The sequence below is a fragment of the Comamonas testosteroni TK102 genome (assembly GCF_000739375.1).
Taxonomy (GTDB): Bacteria; Pseudomonadota; Gammaproteobacteria; order Burkholderiales; family Burkholderiaceae_C; genus Comamonas; species Comamonas brasiliensis.
Genome location: NZ_CP006704.1, coordinates 3,291,525 through 3,306,577, shown reverse-complemented (window position 1 = coordinate 3,306,577; position 15,053 = coordinate 3,291,525). Strand labels below are relative to the sequence as shown.

Below are 15,053 nucleotides of genomic sequence, written 5' to 3'. Positions count from 1 at the left end.
CAGTGGGTGCAGATTGTGAGGGATTTATGGGCGGTGCGTGCGCTTCGGGTTGTCATGAAGTGCAGCGAATTGGCTGGAATTCTTCCAAGTATCTGTTTTTTATGGGTTTACGGGCTCGGTCCGGTGGCTGCCTCTTGTGGGCGGCATTGGCTTTGCATGGAGCGGTGGCGCACAAATGGTGGCATGGACGCAACGGATCGAGGCAAAGCACGGACCGACAGCGGTCTTTCGGCCAGCCGGTAGAGGCTGCAGCGAGCCTGGAGCGTCGGTGATTTTTCCGCAGCCCGATTTGCCAGACCTCGGTTTTAACGGCGGCAGCAACACAGAGCCTGCAACTTGCATGCTGCCACGACGCGGCTGCGCGGTCTGGCGCTGTTCTTCCGGCTGTGCCTGCATGCGGGCGGTGGAGTAGATCGGCAGTCCCCGGCAGTTGCAAGATGCCATCTGAGCATCCCGGCCGAAACAGGCTGCAGTGTGCCGGTGATGGTTTCGTGAGTATTTCTATTTTTGAATTCAATTCAAGAGAATTTATTGAATACAGGGCTTAATCGGCAAAGATGAAGCCGGCACACTGCGGGCTATGAAATCATCTGCCGCCTTATTTGCCCTTGCCGTTGGCGCTTTTGCCATTGGCACGACCGAGTTCACTCCCATGGGATTGCTGCCCGTGATTGCCGATGGGGTGCAGGTCAGCATTCCCACGGCGGGCATGCTGGTCTCGGCCTATGCCGTGGGTGTCATGCTGGGGGCTCCGGTCATGACGCTGCTTTTCAGCCGTTTTGGCAAACGGGCTGCGCTGATGGGCCTGATGGTGCTGTTCACCATGGGTAATCTACTGTCGGCCTTTGCCCCGGGCTATACCACGCTGCTGCTGTCGCGTCTGGTCACCAGTCTCAACCACGGCGCTTTCTTCGGCATCGGTGCCGTGGTGGCAGCGAGCGTGGTGCCCAGGGACAAGCAGGCCAGCGCGATTGCCGCGATGTTCATGGGCCTGACGATTGCCAATATCGGTGGCGTGCCCGCTGCGACCTGGATCGGCCAGCAAGTGGGCTGGCGCCTGGCTTTTGGCGGCACGGCCGTGCTGGGCCTGATCACCATTGCTGCGTTGTGGCTGGCACTGCCCAAGGGCGAACCGGGCACACGCCCCGACGTGCGCCGCGAACTGAAGGTGCTGGCACGCCCCGAAGTGCTGCTGGCCATGGGCACCACGGTGCTGGGGGCCGGCGCCATGTTTGCGCTCTATACCTATGTGGCACCCGTGCTGGCCGAGATCACGCACGCCAGCCCCGGCTTTGTGGCCTTTGCCCTGGTGCTGATCGGCATCGGGTTCACGCTGGGCAATACGCTGGGCGGCAAGCTGGCCGACTGGTCGCTGGACGGTGCCACCAAGATCATTCTGGCGCTGCTCGCCATCATCATGGCCTTGCTGCCGCTGGTCATGACCACCCATCTGGGGGCGGCCATCGGTCTGGTGGTCTGGGGCGCTGCGGCCTTTGGCATCGTGCCGCCAGTGCAGATGCGGGTCATGCAGGCCGCAGCGCAGGCGCCGGGCCTGGCTTCATCGGTCAATGTGGGGGCATTCAATCTGGGCAATGCGGTGGGCGCTGCGTTGGGCGGCTTCGTCATCGGTCAGGGCCTGGGATATGCGGCCGTGCCGCTGGTGGGCGCTGCGCTGGCTGCAGGCGGTCTGGGCCTGGTCTGGCTGGGCAAGGCCGGCCGCAGTCCTGCGGCGCAAGCGGCTGGCGAGAGTGCCGTTCGCAAGGTTTGACGGTGCTGCCGTTCCGAGCGGCTGCGGCCTGTCGCTTACCAGCGCGCCTGCTCCAGCAGCATCTGGGTCAGCGCCTTGACTTTGGGCGAGGCATGGCGGGTGCGCGGGTAGACCAGAGACAGCTCGCGGCTGCGGCCTTCGAGCTCGGTCAGCACGGGTATGAGCCGTGCACTGGCAATGTGCTCGCGCACGGCAAACTCCATGACCTGGGCCACGCCCAGACCGGCCAGTGAGCCCTCGACCAAAGGGTCGCCGCTGTCGAAGCTGATGGACTGCGGGGGCATCCAGTCCAGCGGCTCTTGCCCTTCGGCCTTGAACTGCCAGGGAACCTTGAATCCCAGGTAGTGGTTGTAGACCGACAGGCAGCGGTGCCGGGCCAGCTCTTGCAGCGTATGCGGTGCGCCATGGGCTTGCAGATAGCTGGGTGCGACCACGGTCACCCAGCGCAGCGGCGGCAGGCGGCGCGCAATCATGCGGCTGTCGGCCAGAGGGCCTATGCGCACGGCTGCGTCAAAGCCTTCGTCCACCATGTCCACCACCCTGTCGGTAAAGCTGGCGTCGATCTGCAGGCCCGGATAGCGATCCATCATGGGCCCCAGCAGCGGCGTGAGCACCACCCGCCCCAGCACCGAGGGTGCGGTCATGCGCAGCACGCCAGTGGGTTCGCAGCGCCGGTCCAGCAGGAGCTGGCGCGCTTCCTCAAGCCCGGCAATCAGCGCGGTGCTGTGGTCCACCAGAGTGAAGCCGTCGGGCGTGAGCGAGACATTGCGCGTATTGCGATGCAGCAGCCGAGTGCCCAGGTCGGCCTCCAGTTGAGCAATCGCCCGCGAGATGCGGGACTGCGTGGTCCCCAGAATATGTGCGGCCTGGGTAAAGCTTTTGCACTCGGCCACCTTGATGAGCATTTGTACGGCATTCAGATCCATGGTTCTTCTGCAGATTAATGCGTATATGCATAAATTAAACATGATTTTCATGTTTATCTACATCCTTGAATTAAATACGATGTCTGCCTGACCGGTCATTCACGCTGTACCTGCAATGCAGCACGCTTTGGAGCACTCACGCCCGCCGCAGCGATGAGGCGAGCAGCCGCTCCTTTTCGAGAATGAGGACCGATGTGATGGATCAAGAGAAAGACAAGTTGCCAGCCCTGCCCAGCCTGCGCTATCCGCGTGCAGCGCTGGTCCTGTTGTCGCTGGCGCAGTTGTTGATTGCGCTGGATGCGACGATTGTGTTTGTGGCGCTGGACTCCATGGGCCAGCACCTGCAACTGCCTGCCCACCATCTGCAGTGGGTGATCAGCGGCTATAGCGTGGCTTTTGGCGGTTGCCTGTTGCTGGGCGGGCGCTGCGCCGACTTGCTCGGCCAGCGCCGCATGTACATAGCAGCCATGGCCTTGTTCGGGCTGGCGTCACTGGCCGGTGGCTTTGCCACCGACGCCTGGCTGCTGATCGCGGCGCGTGCGGCCCAGGGCGTGGGGGCGGCGCTGCTGTTCCCGGCCACACTGGCCATGATCAACATCTTGTATCGCCCCGGTGCCGAGCGCAATCGGGCGCTGGCCGTGTGGAGCACGGCCAGCGCCGGGGGCCTGGCGGCTGGGGCCTTGCTGGGCGGCGTGCTGACCCAGTTACTGGGCTGGAAGTGGGTGCTGTGGGTCTTGGTGCCGATTGCCTGGCCTTGTGCTGTAGCTGCGCTGCGCTACCTGCCTGCGATGCCCTGCGTGCCGCGTCATCAGCGCCGCTTTGATGTGGCCGGTTGCATCAGCGTGACGCTGGGCAGCTGTCTGCTGGTCACGGCCCTGGTGCAAGGCCCGCAATGGGGCTGGCTGGACGGGCGTACGCTGGCGTTGGTGCTGCTGGCTGCGTTGGCGCTGACGGCATTCTTTGTCATTGAAAAACAGGTGGGCGCGCCGCTGGTGCCGCTGGTCATGCTGAAGGTACGCAGCCTGCGGCATGCCATGCTGCTGACACTGCTGTTCATGAGCTGCTACGGCGTGCAGTACTACTTTCTGGGTTTGTACTTTCAGCAGGTGCTGGGCTGGAGCCCGCTGCAGGCCGGGCTGGCCTTTGTGCTGCCCACCATCGCCTGTGCCGTGGGTATTCGCTGCGCCGAGCGCGGTCTGGCGCGCCACAGCGCCCGCTTTGTGCTGATGGGCGGCTGGGCTGCAGGACTGGCGGGCCTGGTCTGGACCGCCGCCGTGCTGCCGCTGGCCGGCAATTACTGGTGGCTGGTGCCGGGCTTCATCGTGATGAGCATAGGCCAGGGTGCCAGCTGGACCGGCATGTGGGTTTTGGTGGGCGAGGGCATTGCGCCGCAGCACCAGGGGGTGGCTTCCGGTGTGGCCGCCACGGCCCAGCAGGTGGGGGCGGCACTGGGGCTGGCCGTGCTGGTGATGGTGGCAGCCGTGCCGGTGGCTCAGGTGCAGGCCACGGGTTCGGCAAGTGCCCAGGCGCTGCAGCAGGCCAATGCCCTGGGTCTGCAGAATGCGGAATGGGGCACCGCGCTGATTGCTCTGGTGGCCTTGCTGGTCTGTGCGCTCATGGGGCGCAGGCCGCTGGTTCATGAGCCGAAGCCTCAGCTTGGCTGAGTTGAATTGATATGAAAATAGCTGCTAACGCTTATGGATAAAGCGTTAGCAGCTATTGCTTTGATGGTTTCTGGCTCAGCTCAGCAGCAATGCATCGTCGGCCAGCTTTTCGCCGCGCACCTTCTCGAACATGTGCAGCAGGTCGGGCACATCCATCCTGGATCGCTCTTCGCCGCTGACGTCCAGCACCACATTGCCCTGGTGCAGCATGACGGTACGCGTGCCCACATCCAGCGCCTGGCGCATGCTGTGCGTCACCATCATGGTGGTCAGATTGGCTTCCTGCACGATGCGCGCTGTCAGCTGCAGCACAAAGTCGGCGGTGCGTGGGTCCAGAGCGGCAGTGTGCTCGTCCAGCAGCAGAATGCGCGAAGGCTGCAGCGCCGCCATCAGCAGGCTCACGGCCTGACGCTGTCCGCCCGAGAGCAGGCCGATGCGGTCGGTCAGGCGGTTTTCCAGGCCCAGACCCAGCGTGGCCAGGCGCTCGCGATACAGATCGCGATTGCTGGCTTTTACGGCCTTGGACAAGCCGCGGAAGTTGCCGCGCTCGTGCGCCAGTGCCATGTTTTCTTCGATGGACAGGTCTTCACAGGTGCCGGCCATGGGGTCCTGGAACACCCGGGCCACCTGCTTGGAGCGGGACCATACCGGCATGCGCGTCATGTCGATGCCGGCAATTTCGATCTTGCCCTTGTCCACGCTCTGGTCGCCCGAGACGCAGTTCAGAAACGTGGACTTGCCTGCGCCGTTGGAGCCGATGACGGTCACAAACTGACCGTCGGGAATCGACAGCGACAGGCCGCGCAGCGCGCGGGTTTCGATCGGCGTGCCAGGGTTGAAGGTGAGTTCGAGGTTTTGTGCGTTCAGCATGGTGTTCTCCGCCGTCCTTCTTCTTACTTGCGCTTGCTCAGCTTTTTCTTGATTTGCGGAATCACCAGTGCGATGGTCACCAGCACTGCCGTCACCAGGTTCAGATCCTGCGCCTTCAGGCCGATGGCATCGATATTGAGGGCTGCCGCGATGAAGAAGCGGTAGACCACGGCGCCAAGTACCACGGCCAGCGTAGCCCAGATGATCTTGCGCGAAGGCAGTATGGTCTCGCCCACGATCACGGCCGCCAGACCGATGACGATGGTGCCGATGCCCATGGAGATGTCGGAGCCGCCCTGGGTCTGCACGAACAGTGCGCCTGCCAGGCCGACCAGGCCGTTGGAGATCGCCATGCCCAGCAAGATCATGGCGCCGGTGTTGACGCCCTGGGCGCGGGCCATGCGGGCGTTGGAGCCCGTGGAACGGATGGCCAGGCCGCGCTCGGTGGCAAAGAACCAGTCCAGAGCCAGCTTGGCCACGATGACGAAGCCGAGCATGATGAGCGGGCGCATCACATAGTCGTCAATGTTGGCCGGCTGCAGCATGGTGAACAGCGTGGGTTCGTTGATCAGCGGCACGTTGGGGCCGCCCATGATGCGCAGATTCACCGAGTACAGGCCGATCATCATCAGGATGGAGGCCAGCAGGTCCATGATCTTGAGCTTGACGTTGAGCCAGCCCGTGATGAAGCCGGCCACGGCACCGGCAGCCGTGCCGGCCAGCGTGGCCAGCCAGGGGTTGGTGCCCGAGGAAATCAGGATGGCGCAGACCGCACCACCGAGGGGGAAGCTGCCGTCGACCGTCAGATCGGGAAAACGCAGCAAGCGAAAGGAGATGAAGACGCCCAGCGCCACCAGGCTGAAGATCAGGCCAATTTCAATGGCACCGAGGATGGAAAATAAAGACATAGAGAGAGCGACAGGCGCGGCAAACGTCTAAAAAAATCGGCAGGGCCATGTTGCCACGGCACCTGCCGCTGCGCTGGCACTGCCTGGTGGCAGTGCTGGCGACAGGGGAGTGGATTACTTGACCACGGTCGCAGCGGACTTGATCAGCGCGTCGGACAGCTTCACGCCTTGCTTTTCGGCAGCGCCGGGATTCACGAACAGTTCCATTTTGGTGGAGACTTCGGGCTTGATGTCGCCGGGCTTTTCGCCCTTGAGAATGCGCACCACCATGCGCCCGGTCTGTTCACCCAGGTCGCGGTAGTTGATGCCGTAGGCAGCCACGGCGCCGCGCTTGACGGAGTCGGTGTCAGAGGCCACCAGAGGAATCTTGGCGTCCTGGCCCACCTTGACCAGCGATTCGTAGGCCGACACCACGTTGTTGTCGGTGTTGGTGTAGATCACATCGACCTTGCCCACCAGCGAGCGTGCGGCGCTGGAGACGTCCACCGAGCGGGGCGCGGCAGCGGTCACCAGGGTCCAACCCATCTTGGGCAGCAGGGCCTGCAACTCCTTGACGACCACGGCGGAGTTGGCTTCGCCGGGGTTGTAGACCATGCCGATGCGCTTGGCATTGGGCACGACCTGCTTGACCAGTTCCATCTGCTTGTCGAGTGCCAGCAGGTCGGACACGCCGGTCACGTTGTTCTTGGAAGGCTCCCAGCTGGGGACCAGCTTGGCGGCCACGGGGTCGGTCACGGCCGAGAACACCACGGGCACGGTCTTGGTCGACGCGATCACGGCCTGAGCGGAAGGCGTGGCGATGGCGACGATGGCGTCAGGCTTGTCACCCACGAACTTGCGGGCGATCTGGGCTGCTGTACCGGTATTGCCCTGTGCGCTCTGGTACTGCCACTTCAGGGCCTTGCCTTCTTCGTAGCCGGCAGCCTTCAGGGCGTCCTTGACGCCGTCACGCACCGCATCCAGGGCAGGGTGTTCAACAATGGCGGTCACGGCCACGGACTTGGTGTCGGCGGCATAGGCACCCGACATGGCGGAAATTGCCAGGGCCAGTGCGCCCATGCGGGCCAAGGACAGCTGCTTCATGTGTATCTCCAGCGTTTGTTGTGTGTTCCAGGTGAATTAAGACGGCAGGACTCGATGCGCGTCGCCTCGCGGCAAAGTCTACTGCACCGATCTGGCTGTCTTCGCAATTGAGATAACCTTGTTTATCCCTATACGATGATCGCGAAAAAATGGCATGAAAGCTGCGCAAAGCGCTATTTGACTGGTGTTTGTGTGTGCGGATGCTATTCAATGGCGCGCAATATTGCGTTGAGTGGGGCAGGGTTTCTGCTTTTTACTGCATTTTTCCTGCGTTTGATTTGCCCAGGTCAAGGATATTGAGGCGATTGCCTGTTTTTTGGTCGCAGCGCCTTCCCGGCCGCAAGCCGATCTCCATTGGGAGATTCACGGCCCTTGCTGTGGCCTGAGAATTTTCAGGATGCTGCAAATTTGTGGGCATTTGACGGGCTGCGTTGCTAAAAACATTCAGCCCATGAAAAAAGCCTGCGCAGTCGGAACTGGCGCAGGCTTTTGGGGAGTGCATCCGGCAGCGGCTGCCGCCGAATGCCATCGCATGGCTTACATGCCCGAGTAGTTGGGGCCGCCTCCGCCTTCGGGTGTGACCCAGACGATGTTTTGCGTCGGATCCTTGATGTCGCAGGTCTTGCAGTGCACGCAGTTCTGCGCATTGATCTGCAGACGCTGCTTGCCGGCATCGGCCTCGTCCTCCACGAACTCATACACGCCTGCGGGGCAGTAGCGCTGCTCGGGGCCGGCGAACTTGGTCAGGTTCACGGCGACAGGAACGCTGGCGTCCTTGAGCGTCAGGTGGGCCGGCTGGTTCTCCGCATGATTGGTGCTGCTGATGAACACGCTGGAGAGGCGGTCGAAGGTCAGCTTGCCGTCGGGCTTGGGGTACTCGATGGGGGTGCACTCGTCGGCGGGCTTGAGATAGGCGTGGTCGGGCTTGTTGCGATGCAGCGTCCAGGGGATATTGCCGCGCAGCACGAACTGCTCCAGGCCGTTCATCACGGTGGCCGTGGTCAGACCCTTCTTGAACCAGGCCTTGAAGTTGCGCGCCTTCCACAGCTCTTCATAGAGCCAGCTGTTCTCGAACGCATAGGTATAGGCCGTCAGCTCGTCGCCCTGGCGACCGGCGACGATGGCGGCGTAGGCGGCTTCGGCGGCCAGCATGCCGGTCTTGATCGCGGCATGGCTGCCCTTGATGCGGCTGACATTGAGGAAGCCGGCTTCGCAGCCCACCAATGCTCCACCGGGAAAGACAAAGCGGGGCAGGCTGGAGATGCCGCCGGCCGTGATGGCGCGCGCACCGTAGCTGATGCGCTTGGCGGGCTTGATGCCCTTGGCTTCGTCGCCTTCCAGGTAGTAGCGGATATTGGGATGGGTCTTCCAGCGCTGCATCTCCTCGAACGGAGACAGATAGGGGTTGGAGTAGTCCAGACCGGTGATGAAGCCCAGCGTGACCAGATTGTCTTCCAGGTGATAGAGGAAGGCACCACCGTAGGTGTCGCTCTTCATGGGCCAGCCGGCAGTGTGCAGCACCATGCCGGGTTTGTGACGCTGGGGGTCGATCTCCCAGAGTTCCTTGATGCCCAGACCGTAAGTCTGCGGGTCGCGGTTGGCGTCCAGCGAATACTTGGCGATGACCTGCTTGCCCAGATGGCCGCGCGCACCTTCGGCAAAGATGGTGTACTTGCCGTGCAGCTCCATGCCCAGCTGGAAGTCGCCCGTGGGCTCGCCTTCCTTGCTGATGCCCATATTGCCGGTGGCCACGCCCTTGACGGAGCCGTCCTCGTTGTAGAGCACTTCGGCGGCCGTGAAGCCGGGGAAGATTTCCACGCCCAGGGCTTCGGCCTGTTCCGCCAGCCACTTGGTGACAAAGCCCAGGCGAACAATGTAGTTGCCTTCGTTATGAAAGCACTTGGGCAGCAGCCAGTTGGGCGTGCGCAGAGAGCTCTTCTCGCCGAGGAAGACCATGGCGTCTTCGGTCACCGGCTGGTTCAGGGGGGCCCCTTTTTCCTTCCAGTCGGGGATCAGTTCGGTCAGAGCGCGAGGATCCATGATGGCGCCCGAGAGAGTATGGGCTCCGGGCTCCGAGCCTTTTTCCAGCACGACCACGGAGACATCCTGACCTTTTTCGGCCGCCAGCTGCTTGAGGCGAATGGCAGTGGCCAGGCCGCCTGGGCCTCCACCGACCACGACCACGTCATATTCCATGGCCTCTCGCGGGCCGTACTGGGCCAGGATCTCTTCGTTTGTCATCGGGAAAGTCTCGCTTGATATTGGATTGGGAAAACTGGCGTGCGCGGCTTTGGCAGGTGCGTCTGCAAAAACCACGATGCGGGCGATTCTATGCTGACAGTCCGGCACGACCGTGCAGATTTGGCGACAGCGCATCAATCAGTGTTGCGGCAAAGTCCATAGGCTAGTGCTCCCCCCGGGGCACGCCATCCCTCAAAGAAACTAGAACAAGGGGATGATGAGGCAGTTGCAGACCTCGTTCAATCAGGAGACATAGCGGCATGAAAATCGAGTTGCCAGAGCACAAGAAACAGGTCTATGAAACGCGCTTTCCCGTGCGCTGGGGTGATATGGACGCCATGGGCCATGTCAACAATGCACAGTACTTCCGTTACCTGGAGACTGCCCGTATCGACTGGATGCGCGGCATGGGTCTGAATCCGGATCCCGCAGGGCAGGGGCCGGTCATCGTCAACGCCTTCTGCAATTTCTATCAGCAGCTGGCCTATCCCGACGAGGTGCTGCTCAAGATGTTTGTCAGCGATCCCGCGCGCACCACGTTCGAGACCTGGGCCACGATGGAGCGTGTGGCACAGCCGGGAGTCATTTGCGCCGCCGGCGGAGGCACGGTGATCTGGGTGGACTTTCCCAGGCAGAAAGCCGCTGCGCTGCCGGACTGGATACGTTCGGCAGTCACAGCCTGAGTATTGTTCGGAATTCCGTACATCTGTCCGGGTGCTGTCCGGAAATCCGATTCTTGTTATGCAAAAAAGTATTTTGAATATAAGCAAATCAAAGACTTGGCTGTGATCTGTTGGCTGGCACGGTATGTGCTTAAAGGACGGCACGCCGCTTCGCTGCGGCTGACCAAGTGAGACTGGGGCTGGACCTGGCTGACGAAACCTCGGTTGCGTCGGCGGTCCGTCTCGGTTTGTTGTCGCTGTCAGAACCCGGTGCCTGCAAGGCCTGGATTCCGGCAGCGACTCAAACAACGCATACCAAGATTCCAAGAAATGAAATCCAATCGCCTGACCATCATGGTTCTGCTGGCCATGGTTCTGGGTGTGGTCGTGGGCTATCTCGTCCACGCCAACGCCGCGACACCGGAGACTGCCAAAGATATTGCCGGCTATTTCGGCATTCTCACCGACGTATTCCTGCGCATGATCAAGATGATCATCGCGCCCCTGGTGTTTGCCACGCTGGTGGCGGGCCTGGCCAATATGGGCGATGCCGGTTCCGTGGGCCGCGTGGGTGGTCGTGCGCTGGGCTGGTTTATCGCGGCTTCGTTCTGCTCGCTGTTTCTGGGTCTGGTGTTTGCCAATGTGCTGCAACCCGGCCACGGCCTGACCGTGGAGCTTCCCACGAATGCCGAGAGCCTGGGTCTGAAGACCGGTGCGCTGAACTTCAAGGATTTCATCACCCATGTCTTTCCCAAGAACATCTTCGAGGCCATGGCCACCAATGAGGTGTTGCAGATCCTCGTGTTCGCGCTGTTCTTCGGTATTGCCCTGGGCTATCTGAACCACCAGAGAAAGCACATGCTGGTCGATCTGATGGAAGAGACCTCGCATGTCATGCTGCGCGTGACCGAATATGTGATGCGCTTTGCGCCCGTGGGCGTGTTCGGCTCTGTCGCCGGCACCATTGCCACCCACGGACTAGGCATGCTGCTGGTGTTCGGCAAGTTCCTGCTGGGCTTTTATATTGCGCTGGCCGCGCTGTGGGTGCTGCTCATCGGTGCCGGCTATGTGGTGCTGGGCAAGGATGTCTTCCGTCTGCTGTCGCTGATTCGCGGCCCGGTGCTGGTGGGCTTTTTCACGGCCAGCAGCGAATCCACGCTGCCCAAGCTCATGGAGCAGCTGGAGAAATTCGGCATCAAGCCACGCATCACCGGTTTTGTGCTACCGCTGGGTTACTCGTTCAACCTCGACGGCTCCATGATCTACACCACCTTTCTGGCCATCTTCATCTCTCAGGCCTATGGCATCGAGATGTCGCTGACCGCACAGCTGACCATGCTGCTGGTGCTGATGATTTCCAGCAAGGGCATTGCCGGCGTGCCGCGCGCCTCGCTGGTGGTGGTGGCTGCCGTGCTGCCCATGTTCGGTTTGCCGGAAGCCGGCATCCTGCTGATTCTGGGCATCGACCACTTCCTGGACATGGGTCGCACCCTGACCAATGTGCTGGGCAACGCCATTGCCACTGCCGTGGTGGCCAAATGGGAAGGCGATGAAGCTCCGGAGTCTTCCACGGACTCGGCAGCCCAGCCCGTGATCATGGCCGAGGCCGCCCGCGCCTGAGCCTGACCCCCGCCTTGCCCGACTTACTGCCTGCCGCTGTGTCGGGCGCTGCTAACATGGCCCGCACCATGCTAGCTTTCCTGCCCCCGCACCTGCGCGCTGCTTTGCTGATCCTGCTCTGGCTGGCTGCAAGCAGCCTGGGCGGCTGGCTGGGCTATCAGGGCTTTGTCAAGATCGGTCTCGAGACGGTGGCGGCAGCCGGCAACAACCGCCTCGATCTCTATGCAGCCAGCCTTCGGCGCGAGATCGACAAATTTGCCTTTCTGCCCGATGTGGTGGCCCTGCAGCCCGAGATCCTGTCCCTGCTGAAATCGCCAGGCGACGAAACGCTGCAATCCCGTGCCAACCTCTATCTGGAAGAGCTGAGCCGCCGAGCGGGCACGCTCAGCGTCTACATGCTGGATCACCAGGGTCTTGTGCTGGCCGCCAGCAACTGGCGCCGCGCTGACAGCTTTGTGGGCGAGAGCCTCGGCTTCAGGCCCTATGTCCAGCAGGCGCTGCGGGAAGGGCGGGGGCGCTACTTCGGTGTCGGCACCACGCGTGGTGAGCCTGGCTATTACCTGACCACGACCCTGGGCCAGGGCGAGCTGCATGGCGTGGTGGTGGTCAAGGTCGGGCTGGCGCAGCTCGAGCAGTCCTGGGCCAGCGCAGAGTCGCCGGTAATGGTCAGCGATGAAAACACCGTGGTCATCCTCAGCAACATGCCTGCCTGGCGCTTTGCCACCTTGCAGCCGCTGAACGAAGCAAGACGCGCGGAGCTGGAAGCGTCGCAGAAATACAACCGTCTGAATCTGAGGTCGCTGAGCTGGGGAGGTGTGAGCGGTGCCACGGGTATCAGGCAGGTCAGCATTCCTGATCTCAAGGATGCCGCGGCAGGGCCGAGTGCGGGTCGCTTTCTGGCGCAGTCCACGCCGCTGGCCGGCACGCCCTGGCAGATCACCGTGCTGTCTCCCCTGAGTGTTGCATTGCAGCTGGCGGCGAGCCGTGCATGGGTGACCGGGGTGTTGATTGCATTGATGTTTTTGCTGGGGGCTTTGCTCTATCAGCGGCGCAGGCATGTGCGCGAGCAACTGGCGGCCCAGCAGGCTCTGAAGCAGACCAACGAGGTGCTGGAGCAGAAAGTGCAGCAGCGCACGGCCGATCTTCAGAACGCCAATCTGGCACTTCAGCAGGAGGTTGTGGAGCGCATGCATGCCGAGACCACACTGCGCGCTGCGCAGGATGAGCTGGTGCAGGCTGGCAAACTGGCCGTCATCGGCCAGCTCTCCACAGAAGTGGCCCATGAGCTGAATCAGCCCCTGGCGGCGTTGCGGGCGCTTGCCGGCAACAGCCAGCGTTTTCTGGAGCGCGGCCAGGGCGAGATGGTGCACAGCAATCTGCAGCGCATGGCCGAGCTGACGGAGCGCATGGGACGTATTACCGGACAGCTACGCAACTTTGCGCGCAAGTCCGCGGGTCAGCCGGCACAGGTCGAACTGGCCAAGGTGGTCGATGGCGCTCTGACCCTGCTGGAGCCGCGCATTGCGCAAAGCGGCGTCATGATCGTGCGACAGCCTTCGGATCTCGCGCTGAGTGCCTGGTGCGATGCCAATCGTGTGCAGCAGGTGCTGATCAATCTGCTGAGCAACGCGCTGGACGCCGTGCAGGGCGGCTGCACGCGGTGCGTGGAAATTGCCTGCAACCGGTCCGGTGCCTGGGCACAGATCACGGTGCGCGATCATGGCCCCGGACTCAGCGAGCAGGCTCAGGCGCGGCTGTTTGAGCCCTTTTTCACGACCAAGCCCGAGGGTTTGGGACTGGGTCTGGGCCTGCCGCTGTCGGCAGAAATTGCCCATGCAGCAGGTGGCGGCCTGAGCGGCGGCAACCATCCGGAAGGCGGGGCCATCTTCACGCTGCGCCTTCCCTTGGTGGATACTCGGCCGCTGTCCTGATTGCCTGCTGCCCATGAACCCATCCCTCCAAGTCCTGATCGTTGAAGACGATGCCGATGTCGCCATGGCCTGCGAGCAGACCATGCGCCTCGAGGGCCTGGACTGCGTCTGTGCGAGCAGTGCCGAGCAGGCGCTAAAGCGCCTGTCGCCGGATTTCGCCGGCGTGGTGGTCAGCGATATCCGTTTGCCCCAGATGAGCGGGCTGGGGCTGCTGGCCGCGATTCGCGCGCTGGACGCCGAGCTGCCCGTGATTCTCATCACCGGTCACGGCGATATCTCCATGGCCGTGCAGGCCATGAAGGATGGTGCGGCCGATTTTCTGGAAAAGCCATTTGCGCCTGAGCGCCTGGTGGAGACCGTGCACCGTGCGCTGGAGCGACGTCGTCTGGTGCTGGAGGTGCGCAGCCTGCGTCAGCAACTGCAGAGCCGGGATGTGCTGCAGCACCAGTTGCTGGGGCGGTCGCTGCCCATGCAGCAGCTGCGTAGTACCTTGCAGAGCCTTGCGGCCAGCGAGGCCGATGTGCTGATCTGGGGTGAAACCGGCACCGGCAAGGAAAGAGTCGCGCGCAGCCTGCACGAGTCCAGCCGGCGCAAAAGCGGCAATTTCGTCGCCATCAACTGCGGCGGTCTGCCGGAAACCCTGTTCGACAGCGAAATGTTCGGCAGCGAGGCCGGGGCCTTTACCGGCGCAGGCAAAAAGCGCATTGGCAAGATCGAGCATGCCAGCGGTGGCACGCTGTTTCTCGACGAGATCGAGAGCATGCCCCTGGCCATGCAGGCCAAGCTGCTGCGCGTGCTGCAGGAAAGAGTGCTGGAGCGTCTGGGATCGAACACGCTCATTCCCGTGGATTGCCGCGTGATTGCGGCAACCAAGGTCGATCTGCTGGAGCTCAGCCGCCAGGGCCTGTTTCGTTCCGATCTCTACTATCGTCTCAATGTGGCGACCGTGAACCTGCCCCCGCTGCGTGAGCGCCGCGAGGATGTTGCGCTGCTGTTCGAGCATTTCGCGCTGCAGGCCGCGGCCCGCCACCAGCGACCTGTGGCCGAACTGACGCCGCAGCGTCTTCAGACCTTGCTGGCCCACGACTGGCCCGGCAATGTGCGCGAGCTGCGCAACACGGCCGAGCGCATCACGCTGGGGCTGGATGCCGGCATATCCCCGTCGGGCGCCACGCCCGGGACTGCTGCTTCGTTGGCGTCGACCATGGAGTCCATAGAGCGTTCCCTGATTTCCGAAGCCCTGCGCAACAACGAAGGCAATCTGACGCGCACGGCGCAGGCGCTGCACACTCCCAAGACCACGCTGCACGACAAGATTCGCAAGCACGGGCTGTGAGCCGGCCATGAAGGCGTCTGCCGTGTCTGGGCTGCAGGGCGGAA

Annotated in this window: 11 protein-coding genes; 6 read left to right on the top strand and 5 right to left on the bottom strand. The window is 62.6% G+C overall.

All coding sequences use genetic code 11. The annotated features are described in order from the left end of the window. Positions 1-580 precede the first annotated feature (580 nt). Entirely contained in the window at positions 581-1,768 is a 1,188-nt protein-coding gene (locus tag O987_RS14855) for an MFS transporter (RefSeq protein WP_043373155.1), read from the top strand. A gap of 35 nt (positions 1,769-1,803) precedes the next feature. On the opposite strand, the gene O987_RS14850 is transcribed toward O987_RS14855, so the two are convergent. Then, entirely contained in the window at positions 1,804-2,694 is an 891-nt protein-coding gene (locus tag O987_RS14850; protein ID WP_043373153.1) for a LysR family transcriptional regulator, read from the bottom strand. A gap of 197 nt (positions 2,695-2,891) precedes the next feature. Here O987_RS14850 and O987_RS14845 point away from each other — a divergent pair, with 197 nt between their 5' ends. After that, positions 2,892-4,358, top strand: coding sequence for an MFS transporter (locus O987_RS14845; protein ID WP_043376507.1), 1,467 nt, complete (start codon positions 2,892-2,894; stop codon positions 4,356-4,358). Between the two features lie 75 nt (positions 4,359-4,433). Here O987_RS14845 and O987_RS14840 read toward each other — a convergent pair whose 3' ends face one another. From O987_RS14840 to O987_RS14825, 4 genes are all read right to left on the bottom strand, one after another. Beyond that, positions 4,434-5,228, bottom strand: coding sequence for an ABC transporter ATP-binding protein (locus O987_RS14840; RefSeq protein WP_003054766.1), 795 nt, complete (start codon positions 5,226-5,228; stop codon positions 4,434-4,436). A 23-nt stretch (positions 5,229-5,251) separates the two neighbouring features. Next, a complete protein-coding gene (locus O987_RS14835) occupies positions 5,252-6,136 on the bottom strand; it encodes an ABC transporter permease (RefSeq protein WP_043373151.1) in 885 nt (294 codons plus the stop codon). A gap of 114 nt (positions 6,137-6,250) precedes the next feature. Beyond that, positions 6,251-7,219, bottom strand: a complete 969-nt coding sequence (locus O987_RS14830; RefSeq protein ID WP_043373149.1) for an ABC transporter substrate-binding protein — start codon at positions 7,217-7,219, stop codon at positions 6,251-6,253. Between the two features lie 537 nt (positions 7,220-7,756). Continuing rightward, entirely contained in the window at positions 7,757-9,460 is a 1,704-nt protein-coding gene (locus tag O987_RS14825) for an electron transfer flavoprotein-ubiquinone oxidoreductase (RefSeq protein ID WP_003054769.1), read from the bottom strand. Between the two features lie 260 nt (positions 9,461-9,720). Between O987_RS14825 and O987_RS14820 the strand changes: the two genes are divergently transcribed. The 4 genes from O987_RS14820 (at position 9,721) to O987_RS14805 (ending at position 15,009) form a co-directional block, all read left to right on the top strand. After that, complete coding sequence (locus tag O987_RS14820) at positions 9,721-10,143, top strand: acyl-CoA thioesterase (RefSeq protein WP_003054770.1); 423 nt, start codon at positions 9,721-9,723, stop codon at positions 10,141-10,143. A gap of 309 nt (positions 10,144-10,452) precedes the next feature. After that, positions 10,453-11,742, top strand: a complete 1,290-nt coding sequence (locus O987_RS14815; RefSeq protein ID WP_043373147.1) for a dicarboxylate/amino acid:cation symporter — start codon at positions 10,453-10,455, stop codon at positions 11,740-11,742. 56 nt (positions 11,743-11,798) lie between these two features. Beyond that, on the top strand, positions 11,799-13,673 hold the full coding sequence (locus tag O987_RS14810; RefSeq protein WP_051962185.1) for an ATP-binding protein: 1,875 nt from the start codon (positions 11,799-11,801) through the stop codon (positions 13,671-13,673). Between the two features lie 13 nt (positions 13,674-13,686). Continuing rightward, a complete protein-coding gene (locus O987_RS14805; RefSeq protein ID WP_043373144.1) occupies positions 13,687-15,009 on the top strand; it encodes a sigma-54-dependent transcriptional regulator in 1,323 nt (440 codons plus the stop codon). Positions 15,010-15,053 lie beyond the last annotated feature (44 nt).